The organism is Streptomyces iconiensis (assembly GCF_028657195.3).
Classification (GTDB): domain Bacteria; phylum Actinomycetota; class Actinomycetes; order Streptomycetales; family Streptomycetaceae; genus Streptomyces; species Streptomyces iconiensis.
Map to the genome: position 1 here is coordinate 90,028 of NZ_JANCPR020000033.1, position 18,400 is coordinate 108,427.

The following is an 18,400-nucleotide window of genomic DNA, read 5'->3' on the forward strand; positions in this document are numbered from 1 at the left end:
GCATGCGAGAAGGCTTGCCGGAGTGGTGAAGTTTCTTTTGTGAACGATGTGGCATTGCTTGGAATCGGGCTCCTGACCGGAGTCACGACGGTGTTGTTCGGGTTCGGCGGCGGATTCGTCGCCGTCCCTGTCGTGGTGTGGGCTGACGCCGCCCTCGGCGGAGACGCGATGCGGGTGGCGACGGCAACGTCGGCCCTGGTCATGGTGGTGAATGCGGGGTTCGCCACCGCCGTCACCCCACGGCGGGTACTCGCCGGGCTACGGGGCAGCGGCGCGTTGCTCGCCCTGCTGGCGGTCGGCGCCTCGGTCGGCGCGCTCGCCACCCGGCACGCCCCGGCCGAGCTGGCCCGCTGGCTGTTCGTCGCCTACGTCGCGCTCACCATCGCCGACCTGCTCCTGCGCCCGGGCTTCCTGCGCCCGCAGGCACTGAAGGGGTCGGCGAAGGGGTCGGCGAAGGGGCGGGCAAAGAGAGCAGCGAAGGGGTCCGCGAAGGGAGCGGCGAAGGCGGCCGGGGTGACGGCATCGGCGGGGTCGGCCGGGGCGACGGGGTCCGCGGGAGCGACGGAGTCGGCCGGAGCAACGGGACCGACCGGAGGACCGGCCGGAGCAACGAGGTCCGCAGGAGCAACAGCACCGGCCGGGGCGACGGGACCGGCAGAAACCGAAGAGCCAGCCGCAGCCAAAGAGCCGACCGAAGCCGAAAGGCCGACCGAAACGGAAGGGGCGGCCCCCGACAAGGCGCCGCGACCGCTGTCGCCCGTACTCGGCGCACCCGCGGGTGCGGTGGCGGCGTTCCTCGGCGTGGGAGGCAGCGTGATGACGGTTCCGGCGATGCGGCGGGCCGGGCACACGATGCATGTGGCGACCGCGCTGGCCAACCCGCTCACCCTCGCCATCGCGCTCCCCGCGGCCGTGGTCTCCCTCGGCGGTGCCGCCGGGCCTGACGCCGCGCACGCGCACATACAGCTCGTCGGGCTCGTCGATCTCCGCGCCGCGGGTGCACTGCTGCTCGGCGCCCTGCCGGTGATCGCCGTACTGCGGCGGCGCCCGCCCCGCATACCCGACCGCGCCTACGCGTGGTCCTACATCGCGCTCCTCGGTGTGGTGACGGTCGCGATGCTGTTCTCGGGCTGAGTGAGTGCGGTTCGTCGGCGTAGGAGACCGGGCCGATGTCACAGCCGTACGGCCTGTCTCGTCTTCGCATCGAGAGCGGTTCGGAATCGGGAAGGTGATGGTCATGCGGGTGTTCGTGGCAGGCGGGGCCGAGGGTCTCGGGGGACGGCTGGTGCCGCGGCCCGGAGCCGGCGGACGGCTGGTGCCGCGGCCCGGGGCCCGGGGCCGGCGGGAGCCGCGCTGCCCCTCGTGGCGCCAGAGCTGCGGGGAGGCGCCGACGTGACCAGGACCGAGGAGTTCGAGGGACTGCGAGGGCTGCTGTTCTCGATCGCCTACCGCATCCTCGGCAGCGTGAGCGAGGCGGAGGACGCGGTTCAGGAGACCTGGCTGCGCTACGAATCCTCCGCGACGCCGCACACGTCGACCAGGGCGTTCCTCTCCGCCGTTGTCACCCGGATCTCGATCGACGTACTGCGCTCGGCCCGCTTCCGGCGGGAGGAGTACGTCGGGCAGTGGTTCCCCGAGCCGCTGCTCACCGACCCCTACGAGGACCCCGCGCGGTCGGCGGAACTGGCCGACTCGGTCTCGATGGCGGCCCTGTTGCTGCTGGAGCGGCTCAGTCCGCTGGAGCGGGCGGTCTTCGTACTGCGGGAGGTGTTCGCGTTCGGGTTCCCCGAGGTCGCGTCGGCTGTGGGCAGGTCGGAGGCGGCGTGCCGCCAACTCGCGGTACGGGCACGGCGCCACATGGAAGCGGGGCGCCCGCGGTTCGAGGCGGACCGCAGGGAACGGGAAGAATTGGCGGGCCGCTTCTTCGAGGCACTCCGTGAGGGCGACGTCGACGGGCTGCGCGAACTGCTCTCCGCCGACGTCCAGATGGTCGGGGACGCGGGCGGCAAGGCCCCGCAGTGGGGCAGCGGCATCTTCGGCTCCGACAAGGTGGCCCGCGTGCTCGCCTCGTCCTTCCCCCCGTTCCTGCGGATCGGCGGCACGTTGGAGCCACACGAGGTGAACGGCCAGCCGGGCGCGATCTTCCGCGACCGGGGCGACAAGGTGCTCGCCACCTGGACGCTCGACGTACTCGACGGACGTATCCAGACGGTCCGCGCGGTGATCAATCCCGACAAGCTCGGACACGTAGGCCCGGTGGCGAACGCCTGGGAGGCCCACCGCGAGGCGAAAGAGGCCCGCCGGCCCACGCGTTGACCGGGCGAGGATGCGCGGCAGCTTGCGGGGCGAGGGCACGCGGCAGCTTGCGGGGTGAGCGCGGACAGTCCGTCCGGATGTCCGGATGTCCGGATGCCGGAGGCTCCGATGCCCGGATGCCCGGATGCCCGGATGCCCGGATGCCCGGATGCCCGGATGCCGGGGCCCGGATACGCCGGTACCGCTCTGCCTGACCCGGCCGGGGCTGCCCGGGCCCGGCCGGTGTCGCTCGGACCGGACCCGGCGCCGTCCACGGTGGCGCCCTCCGCGGCAGCGCCGCAACGGCGCCGTCCGCAATGGCGCTCCGCACCGCGGGCCTCAGCCGTCCCGTTCCGCTGCCCGTGTGCGGCGTACGGGCGGCGGATGAGCGGCGGCGGCGAAGGCGAGCAGCAGCTCGGCTGTGCGTCGCGGTTCCTCAAGCGGGGGTGAGTGCCCGACGCCGGGGAGCATCTCGATCCTGGCGCCGGGCACCGCGCGGTAGTCGGCGGCGGAAGAGGAGTGCCATCGCCGGTCTTCGTCGCCGAAGACCACCAACAGCGGTTTACCGAGGGTGGCCAGCCGATCCGGCAGCGGGCGCCGCCGGAGGTAGTCGCTGGATGCCTGGGAGCCCGCCATGAACCCGTGATGGGTCATTCCTCGTACGTCGTCGACGACCGCCTGGGGGATCTCGATGTCACGGGTGACCGCCGTGGCCGCCGCCCGGCGGATCAGGGAGTCGGTACGCAGCCGCCACAGCAGTTGCCCGATGACGGGCAGCGGCAGAAGCCGGTTGAGGGGCGCCTGTGAGATGTGGGCACCGATGTGCGGCCCTGAGTTGAGGAGCGCGACGGCGGTCACCAGGTCAGGCCGTCGCTCGGTGAGCGCCGTGACCACCGAGCCGCCGCTGGAGTGCCCGACCGCGAGGGCGTGGCCGACCCCCAGCCGGTCCAGTACCTCACCGACCCGCCGCGCCTGTTCGGGTACCGCGTAGTCGGCCCCGTCGGGCTTGGCCGACCGGCCATGCCCCAGCAGGTCGATCCGGATCACATGATGGCTCTCGGCCAGCAGCGGGACCAGCGGTTCCCAGCTCCTGCCCGAGGCAGCGAGGCCGTGGATCAGGACGAGTGCCGGGGCATCGGCCGGGCCGTCCTGTACGACGTACACCTCGCCGCCGGCACCGGACGGACGCGCGTTCTCCGCGCCCGACGCTTTCTGAGGCAGTAAACGGAACGAAGTCCGCGAGTTCTTCACCATGCGCCCACCGTGACCGGTCCGGCCGGTGCGCGTCTTGCACAAATGTCGCGGTCACCGGTATGGCACGTAATGCCTACACGGCACGGCGGACGAGCACCACGCGCGCCGACCACCCACACACCCACACCCACCCACACGGGCCCGCCAGGGCGAAGAGGCTCCCGGCACGGAAGCGGCAGCCCCGGCAAAAGCGGCGGCCCCCGCACGGAGACGGCGGCCCCCAGCACGGAAACAGCTGCCGACGCGAAAGGCGGCTCCTAGCATCAAGGCATGCGGTCTGCTGGGTACAAGCGCACGCACACACCCACACCCACGGGATTGGACGTCGTACAGCCGTCAGGGCGCAGCCGGTTGAGGGGCGTCAGCATGGCGGGGTTCCGTGCGCAGGGTTCCGGGCCGATCGACATCCGGGCGATCCCGCACCCGGCCGTGACCCTGGCCCTCGCCTTCAACCCCGGCACGCTGGTTGTCGAAGACGCGACCGGCCGCCGGCCGGGAGCCCTCGTCGCAGGGCTGGCGTTCAGCGATCTGCAGGTGCGGGGCCGGGACATGGAGGCCGTGCAGATACGCCTGTCGCCGCTGCTCGCGTACACCACGCTGGGCACCTCGGCCGCCGAACTCGAAGGCGCGGTTGTCGCCCTCGACGAGCTGTGGGGGCGGGACGCCGAACGCGTCCAGGAACAGTTGAGCGAGGCACCCTCGTGGCAGGACCGGTTCGCGTTGCTGGACACCCTGCTCGTCCGTCGGTACGAGGCGGGACGGCCGGAACGGGCCATGCCTCCCGAGGTGGCCCACGCATGGAACCGGATCGTCCGCGCCTGTGGCCGCATCCGGGTCGAGGAACTGGCTGCCGAGGTCGGGTGGAGCCGCCAGCGCCTGTGGGCCCGGTTCCGGTCCCACATCGGCCTCACCCCGCACCGTGCGGCGAAACTGGTCCGCTTCCACCATGCCGCCCACCGCCTGGCCGCAGGCCGGACTCCCGCGGGCGCGGCGGCCGAATCCGGCTACTACGACCAGTCCCATCTCCACCGCAATGTCCGTGCGTTCACCGGAATCACGCCGACCACTCTCGCCGACGAACCGTTCCTCGCGGTCGACGACCTCGCCTGGCCCGGCCAAGCCCCACCCGTCACGAGAACCGGCCGTTCCCCGGAGGAACGGAAACGGCCACCGACCGACCCGGAGGTGCCGTCCGCCCGCTGATGAGGTGCGCGTGACAACGCTCGACTGCCCGGACCCGCAGGCCCTGGCTGCGTACTACCAGCAGGCCACCGGCCCGGAACCCCACCCGCGGTCCGACGCCGAATGCGCCGGCCTCACCGGCGAGGACGCCCCTCGGCCCCGCCGCTCCCCGCGCTCGTCAGAACCGCGCTCGCGACGACCGCGAAGAGGCGATCGGCGCGGGGCGCGAGCGAGGGTTGGTCGCCGAGCCAGGCCAGTGCCGCCACGAGCGCGAACAGATCGGTGCCGTCAATGTCGGTCCGCGCCGCACCCGCGTCCTGAGCGCGTGCGAGGAGCCGGGCACCGGCCGCGCGCAGGGTGACGCACGAAGCGTGGAGAGCGGATTCGGTGTCCTCCATGGCGGCTGCCATCAGCGCGGTCACGCCCCGGTACTCGGTCGTCCACGCGACGCAGTCGCGTAGCCACGAAACGAGAGCGTCTTCCGGTGAGCTCGACGTTTCGAGTTCGGCCGCCTGTGCCGTCAGTTCATCGAAGCTCGTGCGGAGCAGGGCATCGAGCAGCGCCTCGCGCGTCGGGAAGTGCCGCAGCAGCGTCGCGAGCCCGACGTCGGCCCTGCGCGCGATGTCACGCAGTGATACGTCGACACCCTGCTCGGTGATGGCAGTGCCCGCTGCCGCGAGCAGGTGGTCGTGGTTCTTCCTGGCGTCGGCCCGCATCTGCCCCTCTTGTCTATCCGGTTCAGTGGCCCATTTGACCAACCGGTTCACTGGTCCATATATTCGGATCAGCGGTTCACTTATGTGGACCACCGATCCGAATAAGCGTATCCCGCAGCGCGGACAGGAGAAAACGATGTCGACGCACACGATGAGAGCGGTCCGGCTGCATGAGCACGGCGGCCCCGAGGTTCTGCGCGACGATGAGGTGCCGATCCCCGATCCTGGGCCGGGTGAGGTGCTCGTTCGCGTGCACGCGGTCGGCGTCAATCCCCCGGACTGGTACCTGCGCGACGGGCTGAGCAATCTGCCTCCGGAGACGAGGCCGAAGTTCGACCTGCCCGTGATTCCGGGGACGGACGTGTCGGGGGTCGTGGAGGCCGTCGCCGCGGACGTGGAGGGCTTCTCGGTCGGCGACGAGGTCTTCGGCCTCCTTCGCTTCCCCAGCTTCGACGGCAGCGCGTACGCCGAGTACGTGGCCGCGCCCGCTTCCGATCTCGCGCCCAAGCCGGCCGGCATCGACCACGTGCACGCCGCAGGGGCGCCCATGTCACTGCTGACGGCGTGGCAGTTCCTGATCGAGCTGGGACACGATCACCCGTCGCCCTTCCAGGAGGCACGCCATCGCCCGACGCCGCTCGGCGCCGAAACGACGGTGCTCGTCAACGGCGCCGCGGGCGGCGTGGGGCACTTCGCGCTGCAGTTGGCGAAGTGGAAGGGCGCACATGTCACCGCGGTGGCGTCGGGCGCGCACGAGTCGTTCCTGAGGGAACTCGGCGCCGACGAGTTCATCGACTACACGGAGAGCCGCGCCGAAGAACTCGTGCACGACGTCGACCTCGTTCTCGACGCCGTCGGCGGCCCCCACAGCAGCCGCTTCCTGCGCACGCTCAAGCGCGGGGGCGCCCTGTTCCCCGTGTTCTTCGGCGAATACGACGAAGAAGAGACCGCGCGGCTCGGCGTCACGGTCTCGGGCACCCAGGTCCGCTCGAACGGTGCGCAGCTCGCCGAACTGGGGCGCCTGCTCGACGCCGGAACGGTCCGCGTCGCGATCGACAGCACGTTCAAGCTCGCGGACGCCCGAGCGGCACACGAACGCGCTGCCCGGGGCCACATCCAGGGCAAGATCGTACTGACGGTCGCCTAGGAACGAGCCGTCCCCCCGACCCGACCAGCACCCGGCCAGCCCACCTGCCCCCGGAATCGGCGTCCCCACCCCCTGGAGCCCAAGCCCGTCACCGAGCACATGTTCCAGTGGTTCGCCGAGAGCGGCTACCAGGCCGACATCCCCACCCTGCGCCGCCTCCACCCGAACACGCTGCCCCTGGAAGCCTTCCTGCGCCGGCGCGCCAAGCCCGCCGACGCCTGATCCCTACCGGACAGCAGGACCCGCCCGATCGGCATGATCGGGCGGGCCTCGTCAACCGCACACCAGCTCGCTCGTGAACGGTCCCACTCAGTCGGCCAGGAGGATCTGCCGGCGAAGAAGGGCGAAGAAGATCGAACGCGGCGTTGACCGTTCACGTCACTGGGTGGGAAGGGTCAGCTTGCGGAGGCTGATGCGGAGGGCGGCTTCGGCGTCGTTGGCTGTCATGCGCCCGGAATCGACTTCGTCGGCAGCGGTGTGCACGAGAGCGATGATCGCCGCGACCAGCCAGTGGCACGAAAGCCGGTCGCTGAACTCTCCGCTCCGCTGGCCACGCTCGATCACCTCGGCAAACCGTTCAACAATCGGGCGGTGCAGTTCGTGTGCTCGTTCCGAAGTGAGCGGCTGGTCGCGCAGGACAATGGGCAGCTGGTCAGCGACGTGGGAGCTCGCGGACAGTAGCCGTATGAGGGTGGTCTCGGCCGGTTCCCCGTCGACGGTCTCGTTCATAGCGGCATCCATGGCGGCGACGACGCCCTCGGTCACATGGTCGAACACCGCGTTGATCAGTGTCTCCCGTGACGTGAAGTGCGCGTACACGGTCTGCCTGCTGACCCCTGCCGCCTTAGCGATGTCGTCGAGGCCGGCGTCGTGTTGCGCACCGAGGACGCGTGTAGCCGCGGTGAGGATCGCGGTCCGGCTGCGTTCGGCGTCGGCGCGGCGGGGTGCTCGGGGGGTGTCGGGGTTGTGGTGCGGCATCGCCGACCATCGTAAGCAATGTTTGACAGCCATGTAAGGTTCAATAAATTAGACACGTCTGTCAAGGCTTGGGGGCCGGGATGAAATTCGCTCAATGGGTTCGTGAGCGGGCGTTCACCGCTGGAACGATCAACCCGGAGGCGCCACTGGACGACCTGGAGCCGCTGCGCGCGTTGATCGGTGGCGCGCGGGTGGTCGCGATCGGCGAGAGCGCCCACCACGTCCGGGAGTTCTACCTGCTCCGACACCGCCTGCTGCGGTTCCTCGTCGAACGGTGCGGGTTCAGCGTGTACGCCTTCGAATCGCCGTACGTCGAGTCCGAGTCACTCGACGGCTGGGTGTGTGGTGGTCCCGGTGACCTCGCCGCGCTCACCGGCACACCCGACATGTCCCTGACCGCGTGCCAGGACATGCACGACGCATTGACCTGGATGCGGGAGCACAACACGACGGCAGAGCGCCCGGTGCGCTTTGCCGGAACGCTCGCGGGCAACGGTGGCGTACCCGAACTGCGCAGGCTCCGCACCTGCCTGCAGCGGACAGACCCGGACGCGATCCCGCTGCTGGACCGGGCGCTGACCGCTGCCGGTAGCTTCTACGACGATGACCCGTTCCGAACGATCGCGCGTTACCAGGCACTTGATCAGTCCGTCCGGGACGCACTTACCGCGGACCTGAGCCGTCTCCTCGCCCGGTTGGAGAGCATGAGGGCTGGGCGGGCATCGGTCGACGACGCCATGACCTACCTGCGCGGCGCCTGGTTGATCGATCACCTGTACCGGGATGTGTCGGGTTGCGGGCTGTCGGTCGGCACGACGTCGCTGGACGCGTTCGTGGCCGAGTCGGTGCTCCGGCGTCTCGATCACGAGCCTGATGCGAGGATCGTCCTCGCCCTGCACAACGTCCACATCCGCACTGCAGAGGTTGAGCACGACGGGCCAACTGGTCTCTTTCCTGCCGGATACCACCTGCGCAAGGTGCTCGGCGATGACTACGTCGCCATCGCCGCGACAGGCAACCACGGACACGTGGTTTCCGGAGACTTCGACGCCGACCGACCGAGCGGGATGCGACTCCTCGAACGCGCCCTGCCCGCACCCGAACCGGGCAGCGTCGAAGCGGCCTTCGACGGCACCGCGGCGTTGACAGTCGCCGACCTCAGGGAGGCCGATGTGGAGGATGCCGACACCTTCTGCAAATTCCGCTCACAGGACGAGTTCCTCAAGACCCCGGTGTTCGAGGCGTTCGACGCGGTGGCTTACCTCCCGCGGCTGCGAACCACGGACGGATTCCACGCGACCTGAGCCTCCAGGTCCGGCAACATTTGCAAGCGAGCTGCTTGCAATAGTTAGCAGAAGGGTGCAGGGTGGGGACATGGCCTCGCTCAATGTCGGCAATCTCGGGGAGTTCCTACGGGAGCAGCGGCGGAACGCCAAGCTGTCGCTGCGGCAGCTCTCCGAGGCTGCGGGGGTTTCGAACCCGTATCTGAGCCAGATCGAGCGGGGGCTGCGTAAGCCGAGCGCGGAGATTCTGCAGCAGCTCGCGAAGGCGCTGCGGATCTCGGCGGAGACGCTCTACGTGCAGGCCGGAATCCTCGACGAACGTGACCGTCAGGACCTGTTGCAGGTTCCGGCGGCCATCCTCGCGGACCCGTCGATCAACGACCAGCAGAAGCAGGCGCTGCTCCAGATCTACGAGTCGTTCCGCAAGGAGAACGGTCCCGCCGGCGCGGACCAGCCGCGCGAGAAGTCGTAACAGACCAGCACATGAAGCCAGTTCAGCCACGGAGGCGCACCCTCATGCCCAACGCGAACGACCTGCGCAAGACCCTCACCGACCCGACGCCGCTCTACTTCGCCGCCGGCGTGATCGACAAGCTCCGCGAGGAGGCACCCCAGCGCATCGCGGCCGTGCGGGAGGCCGACCCCAAGGAGGTCCAGGCGCGGTTCACCCAGCAGGCGAAGGAGACCCAGGCCAAGGTCAGCGAGACCCTGGGCGGGATCGACACCGACATCAAGAAGCTGCGCGAGCAGGCGCAGCACCTGGCGCTGCAGAGCCTCGGCGTGGCAGCCGAGTACGCGGTCAAGGCGCGCGAGACCTACGACGAGCTGGCCGAACGCGGTCGCGAGGCCGTGCAGAACTGGCGCGGTGAAGAGGACAGCGAGGCCCCCGAGGTGACCGTCGAGCGCGAGCCCGTCAAGGTCGCCGAACCGCCGGCCGAGCCCACCGCCGGCGCCTCGGGCAAGGCTCCGGGCCAGACCACGGGCCGGACCGACACGAAGAGCACCGCCGCCACGAGCGAGAAGAGCGGCGCAGCCACGAGCGAGGCGAAGGACGAGCCCAAGAGCGAGGCGAAGAGCGAGGCCAAGCCGGGCAGGTCGACCTCAGCGGCGGCCTCGTCGAAGGCGGGCGGCTCCGCCACCTCCTCGAAGCCGACTTCCGCCGCCTCGTCGGCCAAGAAGACCAGCGCGACCCGCAAGACGACGTCCACGCCCCGGAAGACGGCTCCCAAGACGGAGTCGTGAGGGGTTTCGGTACGGGGGTGGAGCGGGCAGAGCACCCTTTATGTGCTCGGCCCGTTCCTCCCGTGCTGCGGTACCGTTGTCCGTCACCGCCCCCTCAAAGTGAGCGAAGAGACCGACCAGGAGTGTGAGCACCATGCTGATGCAGGGCTTCGGGACTGTGCTCTGGCTGATCAACATCGCGATCCTCGCCCTGGCAGTGTTCGCGCTCGTGGACAGCGCGATGCGGCGCGGGGACGCCTACACGGCGGCCGACAAGCAGAACAAGCAGTTCTGGCTGATCATCCTGGGCATCACCGTGCTGGTGAACCTGCTGGTACCGATGATGCTGCTCCAGATCATCGGCCTGATCGCCACGATCGTCTACATCGTGGACGTCCGCCCCGCCCTCAAGCAGGTCATGGGCGGCCCCAAGCGCAGGGGCGGCAGCAGCAGTGACGGTCCCTACGGGCCCTTCAACGGCCGCTGACCAGTACGCCGCACCCCGTACGCCCCGCACCAGCACCTGCTCCTGCACCCGCTCGAACCCCCACGGACCGCCCCTCCCAGTAGGCGGTCCCGCTCGCTTGACGCGCGCACGCCGCCGACCGGCCTCACTTGTCGCGGTCGAGCAGCAGGACCGCGACGTCGTCCGTCAGCTCACCGCCGTTGAGGTTCCGTACGTCGCCCATCGTCGCGTCGAGCAACGACTCGCCCCGTGCGCCCTCGGCCAGCCGCCTGGCCACGATGTCGAGCATGCCCTGCTGGCCCAGCCGCTCACGGCCCTGACCGTTCACATGGCCCTCGATGAGCCCGTCGGTGTACATCATCAGGCTCCAGGACCGTCCCAGCGTGACCTGCCTGCGCGGCCAGCGCGCCTGCGGGAGCAGCCCGAGCGCCGGTCCGCTCTCGTCGTACGGCAGCAGCTTCGGCGCGGCTCCGCCGCTCCCCGCGAACAGCGGGGAGGGGTGTCCGGCGAGGCAGACGCCCGCGCTGCGCCCGTCGGGGTCTATGTCGACGGTGCAGAGCGTCGCGAAGATCTCCTCGCTGTCGCGCTCGTGCTCCAGCACCTTCTGAAGCGTGCCGAGCAGCGTGTCACCGCACAGCCCCGCGAAGGTCAGCGCGCGCCAGGCGATACGGAGTTCGACGCCGAGCGCCGCCTCGTCTGGGCCGTGGCCGCACACGTCGCCGATCATGGCGTGCACGGTGCCGTCGGCGGTGCGCACGGTGTCGTAGAAGTCGCCGCCGAGCAGGGCGCGGGAGCGGCCGGGGCGGTAGCGCGCGGCGAAGCGCAGTTCGCTGCCCTCCAGGAGGGGCCTGGGCAGCAGTCCTCGTTCCAGCCTGGCGTTCTCCTGGGCCCGCAGCCGGGTCTCGGTGAGCTGCCGCTGGGCGAGGTCGGCGCGCTTGCGTTCGACGGCGTACCGGATGGCGCGGGTCAGCAGGCTGCCGTCCAGTTCGTCGCGGAAGAGGTAGTCCTGCGCTCCGACCCGTACGGCGTCGGCCGCGCGCTCGGCGTCGGTGCCGTCGGTGAGCGCGAGCACGGCGTGCCGGGGCGCCATGCGCAGCACTCGGCGCAGGATGGCCAGCTCGTCGGGCCCCTCGGCACGGGCCTCGCCGTCCTCCGCTTCGCCGTCAGGTCCTTCCCCGCCGTCCTCGCCGGTTCCGTCGCCGCTGAGCCCGTCGATGAACTCGCCGCGCGCAACGCCCGCAGCGCCCCGCACCTGCCCCGCGTATCCGGCGTCACCCACCGGGCCGGCCGGGGCCGCCGAGTCCGCGTACTCAAGGCGGCACCCCGGGCCCCCGGCGCCCTTCGCCTGACCCCGTGTGCCGCTGGGGCCAGGGCTCTCGGCTCCCGTCACCGCGGCCTCGGCGGGCCCAGTCGGCCCGCCGCCCTCCTCGCAGGGCAGCGCCAGGTCGAGCAGGATGCAGTGGACGTCGTCCGTGAGCAGGCGTGCGGCCTCGGTGAGATTGCGGGCCGTACGTACTCGCACGGGCTTGCCGGACGAGTCGAGCATCCCGGGCACGCTCACGGTGCCCGCTGGGTCGTCCTCGATCACCAGCAGCGTCAGGCCGCCGGTGTCCGCCCGCTCCTGCCCAGCCGCCTCCGGCGAAGCCGCGGCTGAAGGCGCGCTAACAGGCATGATGCGAAACCTCTTCCCTCCCCCCGAGGGCGTGGCGGCGCGCGGGTCGGCATCGCCGCCAGTATTCAGCCCGGAACGGCGTGCGATGGTCGGTTGCGCGTCATCCCGGGCTTTCCGAAGGGACCTTAGCGCCCTCGCTCGGGCGTACGGAATGGCTGGAGGGAAAGGGTCTACGTCATATGCCCTCGGTCCGGCGGGAGTTCGGGCCCAGCCGGCCCCCACTCGCCACCCCGTGCATGACCAACATCACTTGTCCGGCCGCACAACCCCCAGGATCGGCATCGTCCCCGCGCCCTCCACGGTGATCTGCCGTCCGGTACGCGGTGCGTGCAGCAGGGCGCCGTCGCCCGCGTAGAGGCCGACGTGGCTGGCGTCCTTCTTGTAGATGATCAGGTCGCCGGGCTGCATCTTGGACACCGGGACCCGGGGCAGCTGCTTCCACTGCTCCTGTGACGTGCGCGGAATCCGTACCCCCGCCGCCTCCCAGGCGCGCATGGTCAGGCCCGAGCAGTCGAACGTGTTGGGGCCCTGGGCGCCCCATACGTAGTCCTTGCCTATCTGCTTGGTCGCCCAGTCCAGGGCACGCTTGCCCGCGCCCGAGCCCTTGCCGTTCACGCCCTTGAGCGCACCGGTCTTCAGCCACTTCGCCTGGCGCTTCTGCGCCGCCTGCTCCTCCAGCTCGCGCAGCCGCTCGCGCTCTTCCTTCTTGAGGCGCGACTCCATGCGCTTGGCCTTCTTGAGCTGAGCGGTGATCTTCTTCTTGGCCGCCGCCTTCTTCGCGCGGTTCTTCTCCAGCTTCTCGTACTGGTCGGTCGCGTCCTTGGCGTAACCGTCGAGCGCCGTACGGGTCCTGGACAGCGAGCCCATGAATCCGCGGGTGGCCTGCTGCCCCTTGCGTACGAGCGACGCCTCGCGCAGGAAGGCGTCCGGGTCCTTGCCGAGCATGAGTCTGGCCTCGTCCGGCATGCCGCCCGTGCGGTACTGGGCGCGGGCCATGGCGCCCGCGGTGTCGCTGAGCTTGTCGAGCCTGCCCTGGGTGGAGTCGATCTTCTTCGCGATCCGGACGACGGCCTTCTGCTGCTTCTTGACCTTGTCCTCGGCCGCGTTGTACGCGTCCGTCGCCGAACCCGCCTTGTCGTGCAGCCGCTCGATGTCCTTGCGTACCTGCTCCAGACCGGGCTTCTTGGCGGGTCCTGGCCGTTCCGGCTCCGCCTGTGCCGTGCCGAGCGCGGGCCCCGCGAGCATGCCCATGGCGCAGGCCACGACGAGCGCGGCACGGCGACTGGACGAGAGGGTCGAGCTGATCTGCGGCCGTCCCACCCGGGCCACCCCCTGTTTGTATGGTCAACTCAGGCCAACTCAGCGGATGGTGCCATGTACTCGCGGAAACCAACAGAGTCACGTACTGAGGAGTACGCACCGGGTCCCGGGAAGATTCCAGGGCGACGGGCGGGTGGGCGGGTGTGCTTGCCGTCACAACGGACGCCACAGCGGACGCCACAACGGCGCGCACGGCTGGCGACAACCGCACGGGGCGCCGGGCCACAACACCGGCACACAGCGCAGGGTGGACGCGCGGCAACAGGCCGGCGGCACGACTGCGCACCGGTCTGACTGCCGAGGTTCACTCCGCGTTCACTCAGCCCCGTTGGCCGATTCACCTGATCTGCCTAATTTCGGCCTTACCAAGAGCGCGCCGCTCCGTGAAACGGGGGTCGCGCCACATAGCCAGAGAGCCGGACGGCCGACCACCCGGAACATGACCGTCCGCTCACAGGCCCCCAGGAAGGAACTGAACGACAGTGAAGCTTCAGCGCACGAACCGGCTCCGCGCCGCAGCTGTCGGCGCTCTCGCGGTCTCCGGCGCCCTGGTCCTGAGCGCCTGCGGCTCGGACAACAACTCCGGGGGCTCCGGAGGCGAGAGCACCTCGAAGGCCGCCTCCAACATCAAGTGCGGCGAAGACGCCAACCTGCTGGCGTCCGGTTCCAGCGCGCAGAAGAACGCGATGGACATCTGGACGCAGACCTACCAGTCGGCCTGCAGCGGCACACAGATCAACTACAAGCCCACCGGGTCCGGTGCCGGCATCCAGGAGTTCCTCCAGGGCAAGACCGCCTTCGCGGGTTCCGACTCGGCGCTCAAGCCCGAAGAGGTCGCGCAGTCCAAGAAGGTCTGCAAGAGCGGACAGGGCATCGACCTCCCGATGGTCGGCGGCCCCGTCGCCGTGACGTACAACGTCAGCGGGGTCGACGATCTGGTCCTGGACGCCGAGACGCTGGGCAAGATCTTCGACTCGGAGATCACCAAGTGGAACGACCCGGAGATCAAGAAGCTCAACCCGGACGCGAAGCTGCCGGGCACCAAGATCCAGGCGTTCCACCGCTCCGACGAGTCGGGCACCACCGACAACTTCACCAAGTACCTCAACTCCGCAGCGCCTTCCGCCTGGAAGCACGAGCCCGCCAAGGCATGGGCGGGCAAGGGCGGTCAGGGCGCCGACGGCTCCTCGGGCATCGCGACGAACGTCAAGCAGAACGACGGCGCGATCGGTTACGTCGAGCTGTCCTACGCGACCGGCAACGACCTGAACTCGGTCAAGCTCGACACCGGCGCGAGCGAGCCCGTCGAGGCGACGACGGACAACGCCTCCAAGGCCATCGCCGACGCCAAGGTCACCGGCAAGGGCAAGGACCTCGCCCTCGAACTGAACTACAAGACCAAGACCGAAGGGGCTTACCCGATCGTGCTGGTCACGTACGAGATCGCCTGCGACAAGGGCAACAAGAAGGACTCCCTCGACGCGATGAAGTCCTTCCTCACGTACACCGCCAGCGAGGACGGCCAGAAGGCTCTCGGCGACAAGGGCTACGCGCCGATCCCCGACGAGATCATCGCCAAGGTCCGTACGACGATCGACAGCCTGAGCTGACCCCCGGCGCGACCCTCCCCGCCATGGAGGCGGGAAGCGAGACGGAGCGGTGGGCCCCCGGCCCGACCGAGGCCGGGGGAAGGCGCCCAACCGGCGCCCAACTCGCCGCCGCCGCTCCCCCGTACGCCGCACTCCGCCCCAAATATCCCGAATTGCCTCCCCGCGAAAGGGAGATCGGGGCGGAGGGCAAGGACCCATCCGGTGCACCGCCAAGGGCCCGCGAGCACGCACGACGCGCAACGGACCCGCACCTCAGACCGGAGAAATCATGGCAATAGAAAACCCACCCACCCAGGGTGCGGCCCGCAAGGGGGACCGGATCTTCCTCGGGCTCTCCCGGGGATCCGGGATAGCCCTGCTGGTGATCATGGCCGCCATCGCGGTCTTCCTCACCTGGCGTGCGGCACTCGCCATCAGCGCGGACGAGGGCAACTTCCTCACCACGTTCGAATGGGACGCCAACGGCGACCCGCCGGTCTTCGGCATCGCCGTCCTCGCCTTCGGCACCGTCGTCAGCTCGATCATCGCGATGGTGCTCGCCGTGCCGGTCGCCGTCGGTATCGCGCTGTTCATCTCGCACTACGCGCCCCGCAAGATGGCGACCACCCTCGGCTACGTCGTCGACCTGCTGGCCGCCGTCCCCTCGATCGTCTACGGCCTGTGGGGCGCGCTCTTCCTCGTCCCGCATCTGACCGGACTCTACGAGTGGCTCGACCAGTTCCTCGGCTGGACGGGCCTGTTCGCCTACGAGGGCGGTGCGGCGCGCTCCCTCTTCACGGTCGGCATCCTGCTCGCGATCATGATCCTGCCGATCGTCACCAACGTCTCCCGCGAGGTCTTCAGGCAGGCGCCGAAGATGCACGAGGAAGCAGCGCTCGCGCTGGGCGCCACCCGCTGGGAGGTCATCCGCATCTCGGTGCTGCCCTTCGGCCGCTCCGGCGTGATCAGCGCCTCCATGCTGGGCCTCGGCCGCGCGCTGGGCGAGACGATGGCCGTCGCCACGGTCCTGTCGCCGAGCTTCCTCATCAGCGCCAGCCTGCTCGACCCGGGCGGCGGCACCTTCGCGCAGAACATCGCCGCCGGCTTCAAGGAAGCCGGTTCGATGGGCCGTGACGCACTGATCGCCTCCGGCCTCGTCCTCTTCGTCATCACCCTGCTGGTCAACGGAGCGGCCCGGTTGATCATCGCGCGCCGCAAGGAGTACTCGGGAGCGAACGCCTGATGAGCCAGACATTCCTCCCCGACGCACCGGACGGACCCGACAGCCCCACGGCCCCGGCACCCGCGGGCCCCTCGCTCCGCCAGCCCCGCCTGCCGCGCTGGGCCCCGCTCGGCCTCGCCGCCGTCTCCGCCGCGCTCGGCGCCGGCATCGGTGCGCTGGGCGGCCTCGACAGCCGCGTCCAGTGGGGCCTGATAGCCGCGCTGCTCTACATCGTGCTCACCCTCGTGCTCGCCGGAGCCGTCGAGGGCGGCAGGCAGGCCAGGGACAGGCTGGCGACCAGCCTCGTGTGGGTCTCCTTCCTGGTCGCCGTCATCCCGCTCGCCTCCCTCATCTGGGAGACCATCGCGCGCGGCGTGAAGGTACTGGACGGCTACTTCCTGACCCACTCCATGAACGGCGTGATCACGCTGGAGCCCGGCGGTGGCATCTACCACGCGCTGATCGGCACCCTGGAACAGGTCGGCCTCGCCACCGTGATCGCGGCGCCCATCGGGCTGCTGACTGCGATCTACCTGGTCGAGTACGGCACAGGCAAGCTCGCCAAGGCCGTCACCTTCTTCGTCGATGTGATGACCGGCATCCCCTCGATCGTCGCCGGCCTCTTCGTCCTCTCGTTCTGGATCATCATCCTCGACTTCGGCTACTCGGGATTCGCGGGCGCCATGGCCCTCTCCATCCTGATGATGCCGATCGTCGTGCGCTCGACCGAGGAGATGCTGAAGCTCGTACCCAACGAGCTGCGGGAAGCCTCGCTCGCCCTGGGCGTGCCCAAGTGGAAGACGATCCTCAAGGTCGTACTGCCCACGGCCATCGGCGGCATCACCACCGGCATCATGCTGGCCGTCGCGCGTATCGCGGGCGAATCGGCCCCGGTGCTGCTGCTCGTCTTCGGCTCGGCCCAGATCAACGGCAACCCCTTCGAAGGCGCCCAGTCCTCCCTGCCGTACTACATCTACGAGCAGTGGGCCAACGGCAACGAGCCCTCCTACGACCGCGCCTGGGCAGCGGCCCTCGTGCTGATCGCCTTCGTCATGATCCTCAACCTGGTCGCCCGCGGCATCGCCCGCTGGAAGGCCCCCAAGCACTAAGAGAGTGAGTCCCATGGCCAAGCGCATCGACGTCGGCGGGCTCTCCGCCTTCTACGGCAGCTTCCGCGCGATCGACGACATCTCCATGACGGTCGAGCCCCGTTCGGTCACGGCCTTCATCGGCCCGTCCGGCTGCGGCAAGTCCACGTTCCTGCGCACCCTCAACCGCATGCACGAGGTCACCCCAGGCGGGCGCGTCGAGGGCAAGGTGATGCTCGACAACGAGGACCTCTACGGCTCCGGCGTCGACCCCGTCTCCGTACGCCGCACCATCGGCATGGTCTTCCAGCGCCCCAACCCGTTCCCCACGATGTCCATCTACGACAACGTGGCGGCCGGCCTGCGCCTCAACGGCGAGGTACGCAGGCGGGACCTCGACGAGGTCGTCGAACGGTCCCTCCAGGGCGCCAACCTCTGGAACGAGGTCAAGGACCGCCTCAACAAGCCCGGCTCGGGACTCTCCGGCGGCCAGCAGCAGCGGCTGTGCATCGCGCGCGCCATCGCCGTCGAACCGCAGGTGCTGCTCATGGACGAGCCGTGCTCCGCCCTCGACCCGATCTCCACCCTCGCCATCGAGGACCTGATCGGGGAGCTGAAGGAACAGTTCACGATCGTGATCGTGACGCACAACATGCAGCAGGCGGCGCGGGTTTCGGACCGCACCGCGTTCTTCAACCTCTCGGCCGTCGGTGAGCCAGGCCGTCTCGTCGAGGTCGACGACACGGAGCGGATCTTCTCCAACCCGTCCGTCCAGGCCACCGAGGACTACATCTCCGGCCGCTTCGGGTGAGACCACCCCTCAGACCGCCCGCGGTGCCAGACCCCCTGCCCGTGCCGGCCGGGTCGGCCGGGCCGGCCTTGTGCCCTCCACCCCCGAACGCCCGCGGTGCTGCATGGCGGTGCCACCGTGGGTTCCCGTGGGGCAGCCGTTGCGGAGGTCGTACGA

The 18,400-nt window shown here is 69.8% G+C and carries 18 protein-coding genes and 1 pseudogene; 14 read left to right on the forward strand and 5 right to left on the reverse strand.

Annotation, left to right across the window (positions count from 1 at the left end):
- Positions 1-48 precede the first annotated feature (48 nt).
- Together NMN56_RS28930 and NMN56_RS28935 are read left to right on the forward strand one after the other, a co-directional pair.
- A complete protein-coding gene (locus NMN56_RS28930) occupies positions 49-1,134 on the forward strand; it encodes a TSUP family transporter (protein ID WP_347178679.1) in 1,086 nt (361 codons plus the stop codon).
- 258 nt (positions 1,135-1,392) lie between these two features.
- Positions 1,393-2,316 (forward strand): RNA polymerase sigma-70 factor, encoded by a 924-nt coding sequence (locus tag NMN56_RS28935; RefSeq protein WP_274044847.1) that lies wholly within the window; start codon positions 1,393-1,395, stop codon positions 2,314-2,316.
- Between the two features lie 318 nt (positions 2,317-2,634).
- Here the strand turns inward: NMN56_RS28935 and NMN56_RS28940 are convergent, their stop codons facing one another.
- Positions 2,635-3,549, reverse strand: coding sequence for an alpha/beta fold hydrolase (locus NMN56_RS28940; protein ID WP_274044846.1), 915 nt, complete (start codon positions 3,547-3,549; stop codon positions 2,635-2,637).
- Positions 3,550-3,915: 366 nt separating this feature from the next.
- Here NMN56_RS28940 and NMN56_RS28945 point away from each other — a divergent pair, with 366 nt between their 5' ends.
- Positions 3,916-4,752 carry a helix-turn-helix domain-containing protein gene (locus NMN56_RS28945; protein ID WP_274044845.1) on the forward strand — a complete coding sequence of 279 codons (837 nt, stop codon included), beginning with the start codon at positions 3,916-3,918 and terminating at the stop codon, positions 4,750-4,752.
- Positions 4,753-4,756: 4 nt separating this feature from the next.
- Positions 4,757-4,879 (forward strand): annotated as a pseudogene (locus tag NMN56_RS43390) (VOC family protein); the annotation flags it as partial.
- On the opposite strand, the gene NMN56_RS28955 reads toward NMN56_RS43390, so the two are convergent.
- Positions 4,866-5,447 (reverse strand): TetR/AcrR family transcriptional regulator, encoded by a 582-nt coding sequence (locus NMN56_RS28955; protein ID WP_274045056.1) that lies wholly within the window; start codon positions 5,445-5,447, stop codon positions 4,866-4,868. The pseudogene NMN56_RS43390 and the gene NMN56_RS28955 overlap by 14 nt on opposite strands.
- Positions 5,448-5,583: 136 nt before the next feature.
- On the opposite strand from NMN56_RS28955, the gene NMN56_RS28960 reads away from it, so the two are divergent.
- Together NMN56_RS28960 and NMN56_RS28965 are read left to right on the forward strand one after the other, a co-directional pair.
- Positions 5,584-6,594: an NADP-dependent oxidoreductase gene (locus NMN56_RS28960; protein WP_274044844.1), complete on the forward strand. Its 1,011-nt coding sequence runs from the start codon at positions 5,584-5,586 to the stop codon at positions 6,592-6,594.
- A 99-nt stretch (positions 6,595-6,693) separates the two neighbouring features.
- Entirely contained in the window at positions 6,694-6,816 is a 123-nt protein-coding gene (locus NMN56_RS28965) for a hypothetical protein (RefSeq protein WP_274044843.1), read from the forward strand.
- A gap of 156 nt (positions 6,817-6,972) precedes the next feature.
- Here the strand turns inward: NMN56_RS28965 and NMN56_RS28970 are convergent, their stop codons facing one another.
- Positions 6,973-7,572 carry a TetR/AcrR family transcriptional regulator gene (locus tag NMN56_RS28970; RefSeq protein ID WP_280842827.1) on the reverse strand — a complete coding sequence of 200 codons (600 nt, stop codon included), beginning with the start codon at positions 7,570-7,572 and terminating at the stop codon, positions 6,973-6,975.
- Between the two features lie 68 nt (positions 7,573-7,640).
- On the opposite strand from NMN56_RS28970, the gene NMN56_RS28975 reads away from it, so the two are divergent.
- From NMN56_RS28975 to NMN56_RS28990, 4 genes are all read left to right on the forward strand, one after another.
- Positions 7,641-8,876: an erythromycin esterase family protein gene (locus NMN56_RS28975; RefSeq protein WP_280842825.1), complete on the forward strand. Its 1,236-nt coding sequence runs from the start codon at positions 7,641-7,643 to the stop codon at positions 8,874-8,876.
- A gap of 70 nt (positions 8,877-8,946) precedes the next feature.
- Entirely contained in the window at positions 8,947-9,327 is a 381-nt protein-coding gene (locus NMN56_RS28980) for a helix-turn-helix domain-containing protein (protein WP_274044840.1), read from the forward strand.
- A 44-nt stretch (positions 9,328-9,371) separates the two neighbouring features.
- On the forward strand, positions 9,372-10,097 hold the full coding sequence (locus NMN56_RS28985; protein WP_274044839.1) for a hypothetical protein: 726 nt from the start codon (positions 9,372-9,374) through the stop codon (positions 10,095-10,097).
- A 133-nt stretch (positions 10,098-10,230) separates the two neighbouring features.
- On the forward strand, positions 10,231-10,563 hold the full coding sequence (locus tag NMN56_RS28990) for a DUF2516 family protein (RefSeq protein WP_274045055.1): 333 nt from the start codon (positions 10,231-10,233) through the stop codon (positions 10,561-10,563).
- A 124-nt stretch (positions 10,564-10,687) separates the two neighbouring features.
- Here the strand turns inward: NMN56_RS28990 and NMN56_RS28995 are convergent, their stop codons facing one another.
- On the reverse strand, positions 10,688-12,214 hold the full coding sequence (locus tag NMN56_RS28995) for a SpoIIE family protein phosphatase (protein ID WP_274044838.1): 1,527 nt from the start codon (positions 12,212-12,214) through the stop codon (positions 10,688-10,690).
- Between the two features lie 246 nt (positions 12,215-12,460).
- Entirely contained in the window at positions 12,461-13,465 is a 1,005-nt protein-coding gene (locus tag NMN56_RS29000; protein ID WP_430542733.1) for a C40 family peptidase, read from the reverse strand.
- A 551-nt stretch (positions 13,466-14,016) separates the two neighbouring features.
- Between NMN56_RS29000 and pstS the strand changes: the two genes are divergently transcribed.
- The 4 genes from pstS to pstB all read left to right on the forward strand — a co-directional run bounded on the left by pstS (position 14,017) and on the right by pstB (position 18,244).
- Complete coding sequence (gene pstS, locus NMN56_RS29005) at positions 14,017-15,144, forward strand: phosphate ABC transporter substrate-binding protein PstS (protein ID WP_274044836.1); 1,128 nt, start codon at positions 14,017-14,019, stop codon at positions 15,142-15,144.
- Positions 15,145-15,412: 268 nt separating this feature from the next.
- The gene (pstC, locus tag NMN56_RS29010; protein WP_274044835.1) at positions 15,413-16,366 is read left to right on the forward strand and encodes a phosphate ABC transporter permease subunit PstC; all 954 of its coding nucleotides are present in this window, start codon (positions 15,413-15,415) and stop codon (positions 16,364-16,366) included.
- On the forward strand, positions 16,366-17,454 hold the full coding sequence (pstA, locus tag NMN56_RS29015) for a phosphate ABC transporter permease PstA (RefSeq protein ID WP_274044834.1): 1,089 nt from the start codon (positions 16,366-16,368) through the stop codon (positions 17,452-17,454). The genes pstC and pstA overlap by 1 nt, the downstream gene beginning before the upstream one ends.
- A gap of 13 nt (positions 17,455-17,467) precedes the next feature.
- The gene (gene pstB, locus NMN56_RS29020) at positions 17,468-18,244 is read left to right on the forward strand and encodes a phosphate ABC transporter ATP-binding protein PstB (RefSeq protein WP_274044833.1); all 777 of its coding nucleotides are present in this window, start codon (positions 17,468-17,470) and stop codon (positions 18,242-18,244) included.
- Positions 18,245-18,400: the final 156 nt, after the last annotated feature.